Below are 20465 nucleotides of genomic sequence, written 5' to 3'. Positions count from 1 at the left end.
ATTACGTTTTAAACACTCGTAACTTACTATTCTTCTTGCAGCAGAAACTCTTCCTCATCTGGTTCCCACGCTTGACCAAATGAATGATCTTTAAATAGTGCTGCAAGTCCTGTAATCTGCTTCAGTCGTAATATTTCATCGCGATCCATCCCCAAATGCTTTGCAATCCATGCATCAGAGCGCCCCAGTTCGTGTAGTTCTTTCACGATGTTACTCATTAAATCTACATTATGGCTTCCTCTAGCACGGTTATGTCGTATGGTACTTGCTATTCGCTGATCAATCGGCTTATCTATGATAGATACAGGTAGCATACCTCCTTCACGCTCATAGATATCTGAAAACTCCTTCATAATTCGATAACGATGAAACCCATCCACAATAATATAGTTATCCTCTTCCTTGTTATGATAACAAACGATGGGCATTGTATAGCCGTCATTTTTAATACTATCGTACAACAGTTTCATCTCGGGTGGCGCAACGGCATTCGGATTATAATCATTCGGTAAGATTTTTTCGAAAGGGATTGGGTAAATTTGATAAACTGGACTCTTACTCTTCACTATCCATATCCTCCAAACTTCTATATTTTTTTTTGATATAGTCAAGTTGGGATTGTTGTTGACGTGTTAAACCATATCCCATAAATCGGCATATATGATCATTCTTCAAAATACAGAAACACATCCGTTTCCAACTTGGAATATCCTTAGTTGACTTGATATCATCCGTATCATCTGGTATTTTTTGCAAAAAAATGATGCGCGAATTCTTAAACGTCGTATAGTTAGACACGCCATTCCTTTTAATTTTATAACCGTTTTCTTCCAATTCTCGAATTGTTTCTTCTTCGAGTCCACCACCAACTGTATGCCAAAATTCAATGGATTTATTAAATTTCTTAATATAATTATTCCGTAGTTGTAAAGGCAAAGTCTGCAATAAAAATTGCGTATAGGACTTCCATGTATGCCCTTCTGGAAGTGTGACTGTCCGATATCCCATGGCTTTTGTCTTTGCATATATCTGCGTAAAATTAGCACCTTGTACTCTTCCTACTAACTTCACCCAAATTTGTGGATCAAGAATTCGGTAGAGGTTCAAGGAATCTTTAGCATAATCTTGAAACGGGGAGGCAACACGCATTTGAGAAGCTGTTAATCCAGCCTTATAATACAAGTCATAAAGTGGATTATAATCATAGTTGAAAGCATAATAGGCATGCCAAACATCTTCAACAGACCAGTCGTAAAGCGGTGAAGCTGTCCAAACATCCTTAAACTGTTGTGTAATCCAGCACTGTTCTTTATAACCATACTTCTTATTTACAAATCCACTATACCGTTGCAGAGACTCGTCTGCGCGAATTCCTAGTAAGCAGACCGTTTTCTTCCCTCCATGTGACTGTCGATACCATCGGCCAAATTGCTTTGCCAAATCTTCCTGATGCATCTTATAACGGTAAGTATGTATTGGATTATTCTCAAGATTAATGACATAGTCGTATTTCGGCATTGCTCTGACCCAACTATCTTTCTTACTATCATCCCATGGATACCAGTACATTTCGTAACTACTTAAAGCCGTTCGAGTAGCCATCGGCAAGCATACCCAATAACGCTCCACTCTATCTGTCAAGCGTTCAAATGTTTTTTCTACATATTCTGTCGTTACACTATATTGCGCTTCAAAATCCTGATGAAATACGCCAATTATCTGATGTGGATAATAAGTATCTCTAAAATCCATCAAAAGATTCAACAATAGACCGCTGTCCTTCCCACCAGAAAACGAAAGATAGATGACATCAAATTCACTAAAGATAAAATGCAACCGCTCCTGTAATGCTTGGTATACATTTTTTTGAAGATAATTTCTCCGCACACATACCTCTCCTTGTCATTTTCAACAATGTCCTTAAAATCAACAAAAAAACAGCTATGCAACTGTGTTAGATCAGTCGATACCTGTCTTTTTCTTTCAAAACTAATCCTTCACATAGCTTTAATAGCAACTGTTTAATCCGTCAATAGATTACCAATATTGCTAGACTAGCCCTATTTTTAGCAACAACAGCTTGTTAAACACAGTGACATTTCTTCGAATACCGATAAATTATGTACAAAGTTAGTATAAAAAATTTTCTATTGAGTGAAAAGCATCTTTTTTTCGAAAATTTCGTGAACTAATTGTACTTTGGCTTAGGTCTTATCTCTTACATTAAAACATTGTATGTTTTGTTAGAAGAAAGTAATTAAAGATAATCAGGCAACGATAACTATTCCGTTTCTTAAAATAATTGACATCAAAGTAACCAATGGTTATTATATAACCATTGGTTACTTTATAAGGGAAGCAGGTAATTTAGTGAAGAATAAACAGGCGGAACGGTCAGAAGAAACAAAAAGGCAAATAGTAACATCCGCGGGAAGATTATTTTCCGAAAAAGGATACGATTCTGTGACAATACGTGCAATTGCAAAGGATGCTGGTTGTTCTCATACAACCATTTATCTTTACTTTAAAGACAAGGAGGAATTATTACATCACCTTTCTATGCCTCCTTTGCAGGAACTACATCAACAATTTTTGTATCTTTCGAACTTAAGTACATTATCTTCAGAAGACAAATTGAAACAAATCAGTCTTGAATATATTCAATTTTGTCTACAGAATCGAAATTTGTATGATATTTTCTTCAATACAAAGTCAACAAGGGTAGATGAAGACAATCCAAAACTTGAGATTAATAGACTGCGGATTGAGCTCTTTGACATAATGAAGAAATTAATTCAGGAATGTCTTGCTATATCAAACGAAAATCAATTATTAGCTTTTTCTCGAATTTATTTCTTCAACCTAAATGGGATTTTAAGCACTTACTCGTATCAACATGAACCTCTTAATGTTCTAATAGAAAGATTAAATCCAACATTTAATCTTTCTATAGAAATTCTTCTTTTAGGCATTAAAGAAAAATTAAAAAGGGGAAATGAAAATGAAAGCTGAACAAATCTCAGACCATATCTGGAGTCTAAAAACGTGGATGATTGTTCCAATACATGTGTGGGTAGTTATTGAGGAGGATGGGGTCACTTTAGTAGATGCGGGAATGCCGATGATGGCAAAGGGTATTATAAAATTTATTCAACAGCTAAATGCAGGCCCTTTGAAAAGGATTCTCTTAACGCATGGACACTCCGATCATGTTGGAGCAATAAAGGGAATACTGGCTCAAAGTAAAGTACCCGTATTCGCACACGCTATAGAAATACCATATATGGAAGGTAAGGTTCTATATCCAAAAAGGAAGAAACTTGAAAATAATATCCCTAAACAATTAGCTCAGCCTCTTCTAGAGCGTACGCATGGAACGTTACAAACAATTGCTGGACTTACACCTTATTTAACACCTGGTCATTCTCCAGGACACGTAGTTTATTACCATGAAAAAGACCAAGTCCTGCTAGCTGGTGATCTTTTCAACTCTAAAAAAGGGAAATTTCGTCCACCAATGTTTACCCCTTATATGGAGGAAGCATTACAAAGTAGTTTAATTGTAAAAGAATTAAAACCTGAGCGAGTAGAAGTGTGTCATGGCAGCACCGTATTTCGTCCAGCAGAGCAACTAGATGAATATGTTCGACAAACGAGAAGAAAATTAGAGAGCTAGTTTTAGTGTGAGAAGGATAATGCCTTGACTATGGGACGGGTATTTTCTTCTCTTTTGAATGAATAGGCTAGACTTCTATACTTCTCATTTGCAATTGAATTTGCCCATGTATCAGCCTCATATAGAGAATCAATAATAACTCTTCGACATTCCACCCAGACTTACACAGGCGTTCAGACTACAAATGCGATGAACTTGACACAAAAAATTGTACCGGATATAAAAGAAAACGGTAGCCAATGATGTTCCTCCTGGCAACCGTTTAAACTTTAATACACTATTTTCTATTTAAATATACAACAACGAATAAAACAATTAGTGCTAAGAAGTTTGTAACCGGCACCCATTCATTCTGATTCTTCCAAATTACTAAATATCCAAAATATATATTTAATGCAAATATAGGAATGAAAAATAATATAATAAAATAATGTTTTTTCATTATAACACCCCGCCTCATTTCCTTATTATTGAGACGTAATATTATAAATTGTTGCCCAAGTCATATCTACGATAACACCGCTACCTTTATTATTAGCATTTAAACGCTCCGAAAGTAGCCAGAAGTAACCAGACGTCAGTCCAGAAATAGCACCAACAGCAAGCAAAGGAGGGAACCAAACCCCAAGAGCAGTAAGACTCGTTGTCGTTATCGCGCCACCTGCTGCAATTGTACCTGCATCAGAACTCACTTTAGCCGTATCACAACTATTTAACTTTGTTTTATAACCCCACCAGAAATATTCAGGCGAGGTAGTTACACCTCTACACCTTGTAAATCGTATAAATGTATTGTTTTGATTTTCATTATTATTTGATAGTCTCTGGATAGTTAAATCTGATGCTACACTAATCGCATTTAATTTAACCTGCTGATTTAAAAAAATAAAATACTCTTGTTGGCCTTTTATTAATATAGAATCAATTCCAGCTTCACTTGCACCGTTTTCATTAAGGACGAAAAAACCATCTTCGACATGGACAAAAGGCTTTAACGATAGAATATCTTCAAAAGTATAATCTTTAAAGTCCTCTATGCTATCCTTTTCTATTACAGAAGGTCCATAACTTTGAGCCGTTGCTGGATTTACAGTAGGAAGCAAAAAAATTGTTAGTAATGCTAAAATAAATATTTTACGCAATTTCAATTCCTCCATTCATGTAAATAACTATTTTGTAATTATTATAAAATGGAGTACAACATGGGAAAAGTTAAATTATTTGAAAATTCAGTGAAATAATTTTATTCCATAATTAAAAAAGATTTACATTAAAAGCATTGTGTATTTTGTAAGTAACCTTAACTCGAGTGTCAAACTTTAACTAACTTGTTACTTTATTATTTTACAACATGTAACCAGTCCATAGTTATCTAGATAATAAAACTTGATTCTCTCGTGCTTTTTTAAACGAACTTTTAAATCAAAAATTTTACTATTTATCTACCCTCTTTTCTCTTCATTTTATAAAGAATAATTTTTTACTAGAATTTTCTTTTTAGATATTTTTATTATTTGGATAACGATATAAAGTTATAAGTATGAAGTATGACTAAGAAATAATTATGAAAGAGTGACCCCAAACAGTTACATTTGAGGTCACTCTTTTTAGCAGTTATGTCGAAATTTAATCATCATAGTCACTTTGAAGCTTTAGAATAGTACCTGTTATTGCATCTATCTCAATATCGTATTCTATACGACCATTTTGTATTTCGATCTCATAAATAGCAATTCCATCATCATAGTCCAACTCAATCTTTGTAACATTACCTGAAACCTTCTCTTTTGCTATTGCAATTGCCTTGTCTTGAGATATGAATTGAGCTAATGAAGGTTTTGAAGGTATAGTATAGTTTAGATCTGACATTGTATCACTCGTTGTATTGAGTGTATAAACATTTAAAGCAACAGATGAAATATTAGTAATATTAGCGTAATTTAATCTATAAAAAAACGTTACCAATTGCTTTCTAGTCAGCACATTTTCTGAACCAAAATATTTTTGAATATTGATATTTTGATATTCATTATTTTGCCCTGTCGTTATTTTATTTTGTAATAAGTATTGGATAGATTCATTCAAATTATTACTTCCATTTGCTAAATAAGCAATTGCTTGTGCAACAATACCTCTATTCACAGCCATATCTTTCAACTTAGTATCGTTATATCCGTTTAATGGAACCCCATACTTAGCTAAAATATTATAATTTAATTCCGTTTCTGAAACGTTGCCATTGCTCTTATTATCTAGCTTAAAATAATTCACCAGTATTTTTGCGAACTGTCTTTCTGTCACAATATTATTCGGTCTAAAAGTCCCGTCTTTATACCCATTTATTAAACCCATTTTTCTAGCCCAATAAATAGGCAAATTATTAGGATCATTGACATCTACATCTATAAAGTAATTATTAACCTCACGTTCTGTAACCCGTATCTCACCTGTATTAGCATCAACATCCATTTCAACTTTTTCTGTATTCGTTAGAACAGTGATTTCGAAATGAGATTCATCATTATCAAAACTCGCTTCAATTACCTGCCCCCCAAATTTCTTAATAGCAATTTCTTTTGCTGTTTCTAGTGTAATGTTTGTCGTAGAAGCAGAAGCCTTCTCTTTTACAATGCCAATTAGACAAAACAAAGTAAAAAATACAACAAGTACTGTTTGAATATTTTTCAAAATAAAGTCCTCCAAATTTAATTTTTCATTGTAACTATGAATTAAAATTTCCAACTTACTGTTGTCATTTCTGGAACTTGATATTAGGTACAAACCATAAAAATTGCGTCAGTTGGCTTAATCATTATGGTAATCTAGAAATATTTTAATATCCCTATCTATTTCAATTTATCTATTAGTCTTGATTTTGCATCAATCTCCATCTCATATTGCAATTAAGTTTTGATTGATATAAAGTAACAATCCCTTTAAGAGATACCCCCTGCACCTATCCACCGGGTCCAAAACTTGGATAATAAGAATAAATAAACCTATTATACTAAGTATAATTCAGAACAGAAGTGAATTGAAGAATTAAATCATTACAATTTTTTAACAGGTATTCCTGAAAATTTTACACACAACTACAAAATAACTTGACTAAATACCCCCTTGATTTGTCATGTCGACTAACTCTGATTATCGTTCATATTTACTTCCAATAGACCAAACTGATTGGTTAATTTCATCAAAAAAACTTTTTGTGACACCTAATAAAGTCATCTGATCCTAAAAGCATAAAATACTGTGAAAAGAACCTATTCTATAGTAACAATTATTTACTTCCAGCACTTGCTTGCACTGTATTTTTCAATTACTACCTGCCAACCGTAGTTACCTTTATTGATTTAATTTACATTTTTGTTCAGAATGTTTATTAATAACTCTACGCAAAAGTAAATTTACTTTCAAATGGTAAAACATTCTCAAAAATAGCCTGCCCAAAAGCAATGATTATATTTAACCCTTCATATCATCAATTTACAAAACAACTCAATGAAACCATATTTTAATAATTGATAACGTTTACTAAAGTAATAGATAATAAAGTGGATAAAATCTATTACAAAGGAAGAAAGTAATGAAGAATCCATTAAAAAAATATTTGGTAATACCAGCTATGCTCACTACTTTATTAGCTACTCCGTTTAGCGCTAATGCCTCAGAGAGTGATATACATATGTCCTATTTATATAGCGGAAATACAAGCTCTTTCATAAAAAATATAGATATGACCCAAGGTGCGTTAAATATGGCAACACCTAACTTTTTTAATTTAAATGCAGATGGTAGTTTGAGTGCTACGATTGATAAAAGTTTAGTCGATGCAATGCATAATAGAGGATTAAAAGTTGTGCCATTCATTTCTAATCATTGGGACCGTAAATTGGCTCAAATCGCAATGACAAATCGAGAAATATTGTCTACTCAAATCGTCAATTCTATTGTGAAAAATAATTTAGATGGCGTCGATATTGATATAGAAAATTTAAACTATACAAATAAAGAAGAGTTTACAGATTTCATCCGATTATTACGTGAAAAAATGCCTAATAATAAAACAATATCCATAGCAGTCGCTGCAAATCCATATGGGTGGACAACAGGTTGGCATGGTTCTTATGATTACACGAAACTAAGTGAGTATAGCGATTATTTAATGCTGATGGCGTATGATGAAAGCTATAATGGTGGTTCAGTCGGTCCTGTCGCAAGTTTATCATTTGTTGAAAATTCGATTAAATATTTATTAGATAAAGGGATTCATCCAAATAAAATAGTATTAGGCCTCCCTTTTTATGGACGAATTTGGAAAGATGATGTGGAAATTGGAGGCGACGGCATTGCTAATAATGCCGTAAACTCTATTGTGAATAGCCATAATGGAAAATTTTATTTTGATAATACTTCAAAATCAGCATTTGCCAAATTTACAGTAAAAAGCAGTGACTCTCCTACTTATATCGGTGGCAAAAAGCTAGTACCAGGAAATTACACGATATGGTACGAAAATGATTTATCTTTAAAATATAAGTTAAGACTTGTAGAGAAATATCAGTTAAGAGGAACAGGTAGCTGGGAGTTAACTCAAGCGGATAATGGTATTTGGAAATTTTATTCTTCTTGGGCAAACGGGGAACATAACTTTATAGATTCGGAAAATCATTGGGCAGAACAGGATATTATGGCCCTTTACCGAAAAGGCTGGATTAGCGGCAAAAACGAATACACTTATGATCCAAATGGTAATTTAACAAGAGCTCAGGCTACTGCTATCCTTATTAATGCCATCGGTTTAGACACAACAAACGAAACTGTACCTAATTATTTCAAGGATGTGCCAGCAAATCATTGGGCGAAACGTGCTATTGAAATTGCCTATAAGTATCATATTGTGAATGGAACAAATGAAAACATTTTCGATCCAAATGCCAATATCACAAGAGCACAATTAGCAGGTATATTATCGAGAGTATTAAATTATCCATTACCTACGGATGAGTCCAGTTTTTATGATGTTCCAAAAGATTTCTGGGCAAATGCGGATATTTTAAAATTAAGTAGTAAAGGGATTATAAAGGGAAGAGAAGATGGAGGATTTTATCCATTTGATCATGTCACGAGAGGTCAAATGGCAGCAATGGTAAACCGCGCAAGTGCAGACTTAGAAAAGTATGCAGTAAAAAAATAAATTCTTTCACAATAGTTAATAATAACTCAACTAGTTTAAATAAAATAGCTAATCAACAAAAATGAGGAGCTATAAAACGAATTGTACATCGATGGTTTCTTACATCATAACTTGTTTATAATGTCGCTCATATAATAAAAATGTACATTACTAAATTCAATTTTAATAGTGTACATTTTTTATTTTGCTTAATATTTCTACTAATATTTACCAAAAGATGTAACATTTACAATAATCAAAGTTACCAATATCTTGTTTATTTATATAATAATCGGTATTCACTTATCACAACGCCCACAGCAGATTGGAACATGAATTACAAAAAGGAGTGCCCCCAAAGCTTATCTACTCTCCAGAACCTCATTTACTTATGATACGGTTCACCGTAGTATCACACATTACCCTCTCACAAATGCCACTGGGTTCAACTAATTTAGTTCATTTTTATGTAACAATGATTAATGAAAACATTTGTTTTAAAGCAAGACATTCTATTACAATCCAATGACTAATGGCATTATTATAAATTTGATGGAAACAATTTTTAAAATTTTCCATTTTAACCACAATTATCATGAAATGAACCTGCTGTGTATTTTTATCACATCGACTCCCTCCTTTTATTCCCGAAACTAATCACCATCTAAAATTCCTCTCATATTCTATAATTAGACCTATTTTGAGGGGGAAACTATATGGGGATTGAACTTACTTCTCTCCATTGGATTTATGTTGTTTTTATTGTTTTAATTATTGGCTTTATGGTAAAACGTCGGGATACTACCCTCATTTGTATTCTTGGCATTTTCCTACTTGCGATTATCGCTACGGGTGATCTCACCTCGTCTATAAGTGGGGTTTTTAACAGCTTTATTTACGCGATTACGGAGCTGTTATCGACCATTTTGATTATCTCCATTATTGTTGCAATGAGTCGTGTGTTAATAACTTCTGGTATTAATGAGGTCATGGTTGCACCATTTACAAAAATTATTAAAACACCGACACTCGCCTATTGGACGATTGGTATTTTAATGATGATTATTTCTTGGTTTTTCTGGCCCTCTCCTGCTGTAGCATTATTAGGAGCAGTGCTACTACCTGTAGCGATTCGAGCGGGTTTACCAGCGTTGGGCGTAGCCATGGCAATGAACTTATTTGGTCACGGAATTGCTTTATCTAGTGATATTGTGATTCAAGGCGCTCCAAAGTTGACTGCAGATGCAGCAGGTATTCCAGTAGGGGATGTTGTTTCAGCCAGTATTCCGCTTGTTATGACGATGGGTCTTGTGACGACGATAGCTGCTTTTATCTTATTAAAACGTGATATGAAGCGAGGCACTCTTCAGTTAACAACTTCATCTGTAACGAATGATGGTATAGAACAAGTGACAGATGAACATTTGCTTACCCGTGGACAAAAACGATTTTTTGCGATGCTTATTCCATTCACCTTTTTGCTCGATGTTATTGCGATGTCGGTATTAAAACTGCAAGGCGGTGACGCTACTGCTCTAATTGGTGGGACAGCTGTCTTTATATTGTTTGTGCTCTGTCTTGTTGCACATAAAAAACAAGGATTTGAGAAATCAACAGATTATTTAATTCAAGGATTCCAATTTGGATTTAAAGTATTTGGACCCGTTATCCCCATTGCAGCTTTCTTCTATCTTGGTGACTCCGGATTCACCAAAATTATCGGTGACTACCTCCCTTCCACTTCTCATGGCATTGTCAATGATCTTGGTGTCGGCTTAGCCGCCGTTGTACCATTAACGAAAGAAATTGCGGTCGTGACCCTTGCGATCGTAGGTGCCATTACAGGTTTAGACGGCTCGGGATTCTCTGGCATTTCGCTAGCTGGGTCAATAGGTAGCTTATTTGGCAATGCGATTGGAGGAGGTACAGCAACCCTAACCGCACTCGGACAAATCACTGGAATTTGGGTTGGTGGAGGTACACTGTCACCAATGGAAGACATATAAAAAAGGGGCTTCTAATACAAGGTATCAATTTAAAGCAAAACGGAAAGAATTCGAAAAAAATAAAAAAACGGCTTGAAATTATCAAGCCGAAAATAAAAAGAGAGAGTTAAATTATTAGTGAATTTATTATGCTAATTTATATATTTATTATAGTAATTTGTCTTTTAAAGCATCCGTTAAAGTTTGGGAAAAGTTTATACCTTGTTTCATACCTAAATCATTTAAATAGCTAGGAATAGTTAAAGTTTTTTTTACTGGTGTTAAATCTAAAGCTTTCTTATGTGCCTCTATATCAACATCTACAAGTGTTACAATATCTTCTTCTTTTGGCGTAAAAGAAACAGTATTCGGTTTATTTATTGGTTCATCAGCAAAAGCTATAGCATTACCTATATAATCCCTTGCATACTCAATAGCTTCAGCAATAGTTTCCCCTTGGGTAATCCCGTCAATATCAGGAATTGTCACTAAGTGAAAACCGTCTGCTGATAGGGGTGAAATAACCACAGGATAAACTACAACATTTTTCATTTTCTACCTTCTTTCGTTTCTATTTTTATTGGGCATGAAAGCCAACCCTTTTACAGGTTGTGCTTTCTAATTAACCCTTTTGCTAATTCTTCATTAACTTCTCTATGCCTAGGAATTTGTTCTTTCTTGCCTGTTGGTGACATCCATATATCATGTTTACCACCATGGGTCAAAAATTCCCATCCTTTAGCCGAGAAGCGTTTCTCTAACTCTCTCTTTTTCATTTTTTAACCCCTTTCCGCTATACGTATATTATACGTATCAAAAAGAAAGGAGTCAATGAATTTATACGTATTGTTTACGTATAACTAAAATTTTATGCAGGCGATTATTCATTTATGTTCATCGCCATTTCACTATATGTAGCCCTTGTTATTGCTACGATTATGCTTGTTTTTTTTGGATTTTGAAGGACGAGCAAGAAACGCAACACCATTTTCATTAATCACTTTGCATAGTTCAAATATTTTTGTGTTTATATTAATTACACAATTTAATGAACTATACCCTTTTATTATTCAAACAATCTGTATCATGCTATTTAAAAATAAGTATCGATTACAGTATTCTCTATTGAAATCCAAACAAATTTTTTTGTTACAATTTTGTGTATTATATTTTCAGTTTTAGGTTTTTTATTTAAAATATAAGAATAATCAGAATATTATAGGAGGCGTTATACAAATGAGGAAATTATTTTTTATGCTGACTTGTTTGGTTCTCTTATTCTTTTTCACGGCAAATATTGGCTTACCTGCATCCACTGTTTCTGCAGCTGAACAGAAAAACGATTTTGCCATTACCATTTTAAATGAAAGTACCATGCGTTTAGATTTGTTAAATGAAGACGCAAAAATTGAAAATGATGAAGTTGGAAATATAATGGTTACAAAAGGGGATTATACAGAAATACTGCCAACTCAAGCGATAGATAGTCATGGTAATGAGGTGCATTTAATTTATAAATCAATTGCTAATGGACTGATTATAGAATTACATAACCATGAACAACAGATTCATACGACTAGATTGGCTCGTTCTAAATGGAAATGTACACTAGGTGTTCTTGGCGGGTATTATCTTGGTGCATTAAGTGGCTTAGGGGCAGGAGCTGGTGTCGGATCCGTTCTTCCTGTTATCGGAAATGCGGTAGGTGCTGCTGGAGGAGCTATTATAGGTGCAGCAGGCGGAGCAATGTCAGGTGCAGCGTCCTCTTGTTTTGATTAGTGTATAGGAGGAATTGTATGCTGGATTTAGATAAAGTTTTTTGTTTGCCCATGATATTGGCCTATTATGTCTGCTTGATTTTGTGGATTTTATTGCTTTTAGCATTAGAATCAAGTTTACTTTGGGCTTTATTAAATCCGTTAAATTTTTGTTTAATTTTTAACATAGTATTTGGTATTACTTATCAAATTAAAATGAAAAAAAAAGAATAAGATAACAATAAAGCCCAGGCTCAAAATCTTCGAGCACCTGGGCTTTAAAACGATACAAATATGCATTTTTTCACTATGTCAGCACGTTAATAAATCGGTTTTAATATTCCAACAGGAAGCCACGTACATTGTTCATCTTTTGCCTCCAAGTCTTCTTTTACACATAGATAAGCATTAATGGAATCACTTACTGAATAAACCATGCTTCCTTTTGGCATCATTTTTTCTGTTTTCGAGCCTATTAATGGATAGGTTTTCGCTTCGGAGTCTTCTGTTACTTCATAACGAACACCGGTTTTTTTAAATATTGTATCAGCTACTTTCATATCTGAACCTGGATAATGCTTTTCGCACTTTAACCCATTTCCAGTGTCCCTGCAATAACTCAACATTTGATCACCATTCATATCCTTGATGGAAGTATCACGCCATTCCGTAAAGAGTTTCCCATACTCTCCGCTGTTACGATTAATATTAATATACGTTACATTTGGATAGAAAGATGCACGAATTTTCATCGGTATTTCTTTAAAAACTACTAGATTGGTTGCTTGTACTCGATATGGCCCCATTTGATAAAAGGTTTTGCCATCATATTTTTCAATTTCATACGTTCTAAAATAATTATTGCGTTTCACCACTAACGAATCAAATGTACCGTCTTCATTTTTCTTATAAATCTTAATGTCTTTGGTAAACGTCATTTTCCCCGTTTGGTCTTTATGTACTTCTGCACCATCATACCTAATAGCCTCTGATTTTGTTGGATTTACAATCGCAAATACCACTGCTGCTAATAACACAATAAATAATTTTTTCATTATGCTCCTCCTACTCTGTTTTATAATACTTACTTTATCTACTAATATCGTAATATTTTATCAATAGAAATAGAGGATGTCAAAAATCTAACAAAACTAGAATTTTTTATCACTGTTTTAAATTACTCCAACTTTGGAATAAATTTTTACCACCACATCTACAGTAATTAATATTTTTCTTATACTAATTATTGTTTAAAAGAGAATTTATTATATAGAAACTATTATTATTTTAATTGGATATTTCCATGATTTTAAAACTTTAATAATATTCTGTAGCCAATTTAAACTCTTTATCTGCAATTAAATTTGCAATAGTACTAGCTATAGCTATATAACCATAGCTAGAAGTTATACCGTTAGAGATACATTTATTTTGAGCTGTTGTAAATTCTACTGTTGGTCTCATTAAATGCCATCCACAAACTACAGCTCTAGTACCGATTTGAGGTTTTTCAGAAATATCGATTTGATTGTAGTGACCCCTTCATAATCATCGTACTTACTCAATACATTTTCAAAAACCCCTCTATATATACCCTAAGAAATAACCTTTTTCGTTTGTAACTACACCTTTCTCATAAATTAACTCTAAGGAATCTTCCATTAATGCAATTTCTTCTTCTAAGTTCTCGCTTTCATCGTATTCTCTTGCATTAGTATTTTCAGTAAATACCCCTAGAATAGAAAACATAGCGATTGCTACTAATAGTTTTAAATAATTCATCTTTGGTTTTAATTGTTATATTATCTATATAAGGGAATATAACATCATTTTATTTTTTGTTTTTCAAAGGATAATTAAATAAGAAAAATAACGCAGAAATAATTATTGCAATAAAAATTATTAACAAATTTAAATTTGTTTGTAGCTTCATAATAAGTAATAATGATACAAAGAAAAAAACAGACGCCCAAAGCACTCTATTTTTTATTATATTTTTTTTACTACTCAACTAAAATCACCTCATTTTAATATAATATTTACTTAATTAATTATTCACCAATATATGTATATTAACAACTTGAATTAGTTCTTAATACTATATTCTTATAAATAAATGTTATTATTACTTCTAAGCTGATTCTCATTTGGTTTAGTAAAAAAGCCACACTTTGTTAAATGTGACTTCTTTTTTTCTTATATTCGATAATATCGACATTGCTTCTTCTTCCCCCCACATCGGATTCTTCTCCTTTAAAAACAATACCGGTTGATTTCATCTTAAATCCCTCCTAAGTTGTGACTATCCAATCATGCTAAAATGCTTTAACCCTTTCCCATAATTCTAGTGACTGCGCTATTTCGCGCAATCGTCCTTATAAACCGTAATACCACCAACAGTTAGATCCTTTAATGTTACCTTCCTTCCATATTCCCGTGAAAGAATACTTTCAATGATCGGTAACAATTTGCGAACCTTTTCTTCCGTCATCTTTACGCTCCTCATATCCAACACTCCTTTTTTATCAGAATATGTCGAATGGGCTTGTCACTTTCGTTAAGACAAATTGTAATTTAGATTAATAGGTATGCGTTCCTTTCATTTTCTTTATCAATTCAGCTTGTTTCTCATCATCTGACATTGCTCGCCATTTTAAGTTGGTTGTGTTCATAGAAATATCCTTTTGATTCTTACTAGAAGCCTCTAACAGCTTCAGCATTAGTTATGAATTTTAAATACATAGAATTTTATGAATATGTTTAATGTGTTCCTGAGCCCTTGGACCATCTTTACGCCCTCGATCTACCGACCATTTTCGCAAGCTCTTTTTGACCCATTTTATATTTAAATAATTCTGATCTAATTTGTGCCCCTAATTCTTCAACATCGCTGTACCTCCTTTAAAACGTATTGCACTGCATCAATGAAATGGCTGCATTGATTTTTGGTACCCTAAATGAATTTAAGGTCCCCATTTATGGACCTTTCTGTTAAAATGATTGTAGAAAGGAAGGTGACTGAAAATTAAAACAACAGAAAAAGAGCAAATGTCTGTTGGTTTAACACAGTTTATCGATTTCACCGTTAGGCAAACCATGCTGGCAAAGATGAACAAAATTAATGAAATTAAAAATCAAGGCGAGTATCATCCAGTAAAAGATCATTGGAAGCAGTTGCGAGAGCGTATTAAATGGTGCTATGAGCAAAATCAATCTCTCAATCAATTAGATTCATTACTAATTGAAGTCCATGAACGAAAAATCAATTCCTATACCGAAGCAATAAAGGCATTTAAAAAATTTACACGGAACAAGAAAATTGAATGGTTTGATCCACCTAAATCCCTGTGGACATCTACTAATGGCTTAGTAGTCCGTTCATCTCCCGAACTCGGTTTAGTGATAGACAGCGTACCCCATTTAATAAAATTATTTTTTAAAGGAAATACAGAAAAAATTAATGAACGCAACATTCAACCAATCCTAACGTTAATGTTAGAAGCACAATCGAAAGACCCTTATCCACCAAACATTGTATTTGCTGTATTAAACGTGAAAACAGCTAAATTACATGTAGCCACGCAAGTAAACCCTAAAATTCTTCAAGCACTTCAACTCGAAGCACAAACGTTTGAAAATATCTGGATAAACTAATTAATTTAAACCTTCAATCATTCTTCTGTTATGTACATTGACTCAAATCCCACTTTCATTATGACAACCTTCCATTAAAATAAACCATTCTTGTTTCTGTATCATGCTACTTATTACCCCACATCGTTTTAGAATAATTGTGACATTAACCGAAGTATAGTCTTAAACATAGGATGCTCGTAATAAATTATGTTATATAAAGGCTCTTTCGTTGCAGGCATTTTAGTATCTGTGTAAAAGTCAGTTATAAAATTGTTATTCGTTCTTAGAAATAATAACGCTAAGAGTGGGAGTGACATACTTATGAAATGCGTTATCTACGTTCGCGTTAGCACCGACGAACAGGCGAAGCATGGGTTTTCGATTGCTGCACAAATTGAAAAGTTAGAGGCTTATTGTGTATCACAAGGATGGGACATTGTTGAGACGCCTTACGTCGATGATGGCTATTCTGCTAAAGATTTAAATCGCCCCCATTTTCAAGCAATGTTACAGCGCATTCAACAAGGGGGCATTGATGTTTTACTTGTCTATAAGCTAGATCGTCTAACTCGCTCTGTGCCTGATTTACATACGATTTTGGCTGAGTTGGACCAATATGAATGTAAATTTAAATCGGCTACGGAAGTGTACGACACGACCAATGCAATGGGACGTTTGTTTATTACGTTGGTAGCGGCGATTGCGCAATGGGAGCGAGAAAATACCGCTGAACGGGTGCGTTTAGGCATGGAAAAGAAAGTGAAGTTGGGCTACTGGAAAGGAGGCACCCCTCCCTATGGCTATCAAGTAGTGAATGGTGCATTAATAATCGATGAAGAAGAGGCGCAAATTGTAAAGGATATATTTACGTTAGCAAAAACATTGGGGTTTTACACAATTGCCAAGCAATTAACGAGTAAAGGTGTCCCTACTCGAAAAGGCGGACAATGGCATGTCGATAGTGTGCGGGATATTGCCAATAATCCGACATACGCGGGTTATTTAATGTTTAGCTTAAATCCAAAAGACATAAAAAAACCACCGCGTGAACGGGTGCTATTTGAAGGTAATCATGAACGCATTATCGATCGAGATGAATTTTGGGCACTACAAGATTTGTTAGATAAGCGTAGAACATTAGGTGGCAAGCGCGAAACGAGCAATTACTATTTTTCCTCGCTTTTAAAATGTGCACGCTGTGGGCATTCGATGGCTGGTCATAAAGCAGGCAAGAAAAAAACATATCGATGTTCTGGTAAGAAAGCTGGTAAAGCTTGTACTAGTCATATGATTTTAGAAAGTAATTTAGTGCAAGCCATTTTTGCACAATGGGATGACTTGGTCGGTGGCCATTTTACAAGTAATGAGGGGGATGCTAGCTTTCCAGCGGCACAATTGACTGCATTACAACAGGAACTAGCTGTTGTGCAAAAGCTTTTACACAAGAAAAAAACGATGTTTGAACATGATATTATTGGTATTGATGAGTTAATTCGAGACAGCGAAAAATTGCGTAACAAAGAAAAAGAAATTCAAGCAAGTTTAAAAAAGATACAGCTGCTGGACGATCGCCATCATGAGGAAATTCGGGCCATAATTCGCAATATTGATACCCTATGGATCAATGCCGATGATTACGAACGCAAACAATTAATGACCACCATCTTCGAACAAATAGTCGTTGATACAAAGGATGATTATAGGAGCAGTAAACAAGCTAGAGAAATAACCATTGTTACAGCTAAATAATATGTCTTTTATTGGTGGCGGTACACTTATTCCATGGGCACTCATTCCAGCAGCTGCGATTTGCAATGTAAGTCCATTTGAGCTTGCAAGGCGCAATTTATTACCTGTAGCGATAGGTCTTATTGTAACGACCATTGTCGCAATGTTTTTACTATAAATCTTATAGAAAAGGCCATCTACTATTATCGATTGTCGATTACTAGCAGATGGCTGAATTATTTTTTATGGTTACGATTATTCTGATTGTGGAAGATAATCTTGATTGTTTATTGTTAGTTTAGAAGCGAAGAATAGAATTTCTTTATTTAAAGCAAAATAAGGTTCTAGAATGTTGTAAAACGCTTCCCATTTTTCGTCAGCCTTTTCATTATCAAGTTTCATGGCTTCTTCATATAGCTTTTTTAATTGCTCTTTATCTTCTTTACTAACTTCGAAGTCATAATCAGACATGTATTCTTCAAATGTTAACGGCTCGATGAATTGACTAAGAAGATCATGGAATTGATTCCATACCGTTTCAGACAACTCCATATTCTCATCATTTTCAGCTTTTTGTGCATCTTCATATAACGTTTTTAACTTCGCCATCGTTTCAGCAGGAATGTCTAATTCCATTCCTTCCATGTATTCTTCAAACGTTTGTGGTGGGTATAATTCATCAAGATATGGTTGAAGGATTGTATACAACTCTTCATATTTTAAATTAGCTTTTTCTTCATCACCACTTTTTTCAAGCTTTACCCACTCTTCATAAATAGCTTGAAGCTGTTTTTTATCATTTTCTTTAATAGCTATATTTCCCTCACTAAACCCAAAGCCTTCTAAATATTGTTCAAAAGTCTCTGGTTCCCAATTTGCTAATATATAAGGTTTTGTAATTTTATACATTTCGTCATAAATTTTTTCCATTTCTTCATATTTCTTTTCAAGCTCTTCTTCTGTTACTTCTTTTTCAACCTCAACTGACGCTTCTTTTTCTAACTTTTTAATTTCGTTAAACAACTTTTCCAATTTTCCTAAATCTTCCTTAGTTACCTCTTTAGGAAGGTCTTTTTTATACACTTCAAATGTATAGAAGTCTGAATAATCGTCTACTACTTTACCTTCTATAGAAATTTCTTGTCCTACTACTAAGTTCATTTTCTCAATTTGTTCAGTAGAAAATTTACTAAAACTAATAAAGTAATTTTTACCATCTATTCCTTTCAAGTTCATGCCATCGCCGAAGACTTCTTTAATAGTGCCGGATATTTTTTGTTCTAATTGAACATTAATATTACTATCCTTTGTTTCTAATGTTGTAGCTCCCGCTTGAAGTGGTGTTAGGATAGCCATCCCTAGTGTAAATGCTGATGCAATCATCCAAGTTTTTTTAAATGGTTTTTTCATACTTTATTTCCCCTTAATTATATAGATTGGTGTTACTAATACTTATACGCTTTTTCTACAGAAAATGTTTCATTAATTAGCAAAAAAAGTTTATTAAATTAGATACTTCAAAATTAACTATAATTCAGTACATTTTATTACAATATACTTTCACGGTTATTATTAGTATTTTAATATAGCGAAACTTTACCAATGTATTATTTAATTATAGCTTTTTATGCTGATGCAATAGGATTTGAATTAATATGAGTGTGAAAACGCACTAGCTAAAGAATCAACCTCGATTAAAATTTTTGCGTAGATACCCTTACTCGATTATTTGCTATGCGTCTCCATACAGTTTATTTAGTAAAGGGAGATTATTATGTTTTGAACAACCTAAATTATTTTTTACTGACCTTCAAAATCTTGTTTCATTATAATTTGCATTGTTAAAAGTGCACTAATAAAAGCAGTGGTTAACAGTATTATTCCATCAGCATGAATGAAATTAAAACCATAAACGATGCTCCCACAAATGACACAACTTACCGTATTTATACCGAATAAAACGCCCCATACCACTTCTTTGAAGCGTTTATATGCTCTACTGCCTGCTAAAAACTTGATGTAAAAGAAACAAATTAAGCCTATACCCAACACTACTATCATTGAGTTAATGAAAGATGCTGTAAAGTTAATAGGTTCCTCCCAAGCCATATCTACAGCAATAACATTTGTCAAATTCACCAAATTGAAAACAACAATGCAGAGTAGAACATACAAGAAAAAAATCCATTCCGCTACGTACACAATTGGCACAACCAATTTTTTCACTACAGACGAACTAACCACAAATTATCCCTCCTTAGATTTGTTAATTTTAATATTAGAAGGAAAAATTATACAAAAGTTCTAGTAGCACTAAACCACTAAGTTAAAAATATTTCAATAACCTAGCTTCCTTTATATTTGTAATAGAGACAGCCTACCCTTAATTGAATTGAAGGAGTTCTGATTTGTCGGGGCTCCTATTTTATATGTCAAATATGAGTTACATTTCATTTGCCCCAGCTTAATAATGCTTAAAAAAAATTCCGTTAGCATTTTACTGT

Annotated in this window: 21 protein-coding genes; 9 read left to right on the top strand and 12 right to left on the bottom strand. The window is 33.6% G+C overall.

What is annotated here, in order from left to right; genetic code table 11:
• Positions 1 to 26 precede the first annotated feature (26 nt).
• Together T479_RS06580 and T479_RS06575 are read right to left on the bottom strand one after the other, a co-directional pair.
• Positions 27 to 566 carry an IbrB-like domain-containing protein gene (locus tag T479_RS06580; protein ID WP_024362421.1) on the bottom strand — a complete coding sequence of 180 codons (540 nt, stop codon included), beginning with the start codon at positions 564 to 566 and terminating at the stop codon, positions 27 to 29.
• Positions 556 to 1887 carry a phosphoadenosine phosphosulfate reductase gene (locus tag T479_RS06575; protein WP_025218983.1) on the bottom strand — a complete coding sequence of 444 codons (1332 nt, stop codon included), beginning with the start codon at positions 1885 to 1887 and terminating at the stop codon, positions 556 to 558. The genes T479_RS06580 and T479_RS06575 overlap by 11 nt, the downstream gene beginning before the upstream one ends.
• Positions 1888 to 2370: 483 nt before the next feature.
• Here T479_RS06575 and T479_RS06570 point away from each other — a divergent pair, with 483 nt between their 5' ends.
• Both T479_RS06570 and T479_RS06565 read left to right on the top strand, forming a co-directional pair.
• The gene (locus T479_RS06570; protein WP_025218982.1) at positions 2371 to 3012 is read left to right on the top strand and encodes a TetR/AcrR family transcriptional regulator; all 642 of its coding nucleotides are present in this window, start codon (positions 2371 to 2373) and stop codon (positions 3010 to 3012) included.
• The gene (locus T479_RS06565) at positions 3002 to 3676 is read left to right on the top strand and encodes an MBL fold metallo-hydrolase (RefSeq protein ID WP_025218981.1); all 675 of its coding nucleotides are present in this window, start codon (positions 3002 to 3004) and stop codon (positions 3674 to 3676) included. Before T479_RS06570 ends, T479_RS06565 begins: the two co-directional genes overlap by 11 nt.
• 467 nt (positions 3677 to 4143) lie before the next feature.
• Here T479_RS06565 and T479_RS06560 read toward each other — a convergent pair whose 3' ends face one another.
• Both T479_RS06560 and T479_RS22745 read right to left on the bottom strand, forming a co-directional pair.
• Complete coding sequence (locus T479_RS06560; protein ID WP_025218980.1) at positions 4144 to 4818, bottom strand: hypothetical protein; 675 nt, start codon at positions 4816 to 4818, stop codon at positions 4144 to 4146.
• A gap of 484 nt (positions 4819 to 5302) precedes the next feature.
• A complete protein-coding gene (locus T479_RS22745; protein ID WP_052599459.1) occupies positions 5303 to 6364 on the bottom strand; it encodes a PepSY domain-containing protein in 1062 nt (353 codons plus the stop codon).
• A 901-nt stretch (positions 6365 to 7265) separates the two neighbouring features.
• Here T479_RS22745 and T479_RS06545 point away from each other — a divergent pair.
• Positions 7266 to 8876, top strand: a complete 1611-nt coding sequence (locus T479_RS06545; protein ID WP_025218979.1) for a glycosyl hydrolase family 18 protein — start codon at positions 7266 to 7268, stop codon at positions 8874 to 8876.
• 695 nt (positions 8877 to 9571) lie between these two features.
• Positions 9572 to 10861, top strand: a complete 1290-nt coding sequence (locus T479_RS06540) for a hypothetical protein (protein WP_025218978.1) — start codon at positions 9572 to 9574, stop codon at positions 10859 to 10861.
• Between the two features lie 147 nt (positions 10862 to 11008).
• Here the strand turns inward: T479_RS06540 and T479_RS06535 are convergent, their stop codons facing one another.
• Both T479_RS06535 and T479_RS23500 read right to left on the bottom strand, forming a co-directional pair.
• Positions 11009 to 11392 (bottom strand): type II toxin-antitoxin system HicB family antitoxin, encoded by a 384-nt coding sequence (locus T479_RS06535; protein ID WP_025218977.1) that lies wholly within the window; start codon positions 11390 to 11392, stop codon positions 11009 to 11011.
• A gap of 50 nt (positions 11393 to 11442) precedes the next feature.
• Positions 11443 to 11616, bottom strand: a complete 174-nt coding sequence (locus T479_RS23500; protein ID WP_108029659.1) for a type II toxin-antitoxin system HicA family toxin — start codon at positions 11614 to 11616, stop codon at positions 11443 to 11445.
• 460 nt (positions 11617 to 12076) lie between these two features.
• On the opposite strand from T479_RS23500, the gene T479_RS22740 reads away from it, so the two are divergent.
• The gene (locus T479_RS22740) at positions 12077 to 12619 is read left to right on the top strand and encodes a hypothetical protein (protein WP_025218976.1); all 543 of its coding nucleotides are present in this window, start codon (positions 12077 to 12079) and stop codon (positions 12617 to 12619) included.
• Between the two features lie 17 nt (positions 12620 to 12636).
• On the top strand, positions 12637 to 12831 hold the full coding sequence (locus tag T479_RS06525) for a hypothetical protein (protein WP_025218975.1): 195 nt from the start codon (positions 12637 to 12639) through the stop codon (positions 12829 to 12831).
• Between the two features lie 86 nt (positions 12832 to 12917).
• Here the strand turns inward: T479_RS06525 and T479_RS06520 are convergent, their stop codons facing one another.
• The 4 genes from T479_RS06520 to T479_RS23660 all read right to left on the bottom strand — a co-directional run bounded on the left by T479_RS06520 (position 12918) and on the right by T479_RS23660 (position 15103).
• Positions 12918 to 13652 carry a hypothetical protein gene (locus T479_RS06520; RefSeq protein WP_025218974.1) on the bottom strand — a complete coding sequence of 245 codons (735 nt, stop codon included), beginning with the start codon at positions 13650 to 13652 and terminating at the stop codon, positions 12918 to 12920.
• Between the two features lie 262 nt (positions 13653 to 13914).
• A complete protein-coding gene (locus tag T479_RS23670; RefSeq protein ID WP_158497870.1) occupies positions 13915 to 14061 on the bottom strand; it encodes a hypothetical protein in 147 nt (48 codons plus the stop codon).
• Positions 14062 to 14181: 120 nt separating this feature from the next.
• Complete coding sequence (locus T479_RS23665; protein ID WP_158497869.1) at positions 14182 to 14346, bottom strand: hypothetical protein; 165 nt, start codon at positions 14344 to 14346, stop codon at positions 14182 to 14184.
• Positions 14347 to 14953: 607 nt separating this feature from the next.
• Positions 14954 to 15103: a hypothetical protein gene (locus T479_RS23660; RefSeq protein ID WP_158497868.1), complete on the bottom strand. Its 150-nt coding sequence runs from the start codon at positions 15101 to 15103 to the stop codon at positions 14954 to 14956.
• Between the two features lie 542 nt (positions 15104 to 15645).
• Between T479_RS23660 and T479_RS06510 the strand changes: the two genes are divergently transcribed.
• From T479_RS06510 to T479_RS23655, 3 genes are all read left to right on the top strand, one after another.
• A complete protein-coding gene (locus tag T479_RS06510) occupies positions 15646 to 16251 on the top strand; it encodes a hypothetical protein (protein WP_025218972.1) in 606 nt (201 codons plus the stop codon).
• Between the two features lie 303 nt (positions 16252 to 16554).
• Entirely contained in the window at positions 16555 to 17982 is a 1428-nt protein-coding gene (locus T479_RS06505; protein WP_025218971.1) for a recombinase family protein, read from the top strand.
• A complete protein-coding gene (locus tag T479_RS23655; protein ID WP_158497867.1) occupies positions 17966 to 18139 on the top strand; it encodes a hypothetical protein in 174 nt (57 codons plus the stop codon). The genes T479_RS06505 and T479_RS23655 overlap by 17 nt, the downstream gene beginning before the upstream one ends.
• A gap of 77 nt (positions 18140 to 18216) precedes the next feature.
• Here the strand turns inward: T479_RS23655 and T479_RS06500 are convergent, their stop codons facing one another.
• A complete protein-coding gene (locus T479_RS06500; protein ID WP_038509542.1) occupies positions 18217 to 19371 on the bottom strand; it encodes a hypothetical protein in 1155 nt (384 codons plus the stop codon).
• A 390-nt stretch (positions 19372 to 19761) separates the two neighbouring features.
• A complete protein-coding gene (locus T479_RS06495) occupies positions 19762 to 20205 on the bottom strand; it encodes a hypothetical protein (RefSeq protein ID WP_025218970.1) in 444 nt (147 codons plus the stop codon).
• Positions 20206 to 20465: the final 260 nt, after the last annotated feature.

It is taken from the genome of Lysinibacillus sphaericus (assembly GCF_000600105.1).
GTDB lineage: Bacteria > Bacillota > Bacilli > Bacillales_A > Planococcaceae > Lysinibacillus > Lysinibacillus sphaericus.
Note: the sequence above shows the minus strand (reverse complement) of the source record. Positions and strands in the feature narration are given on the sequence as shown.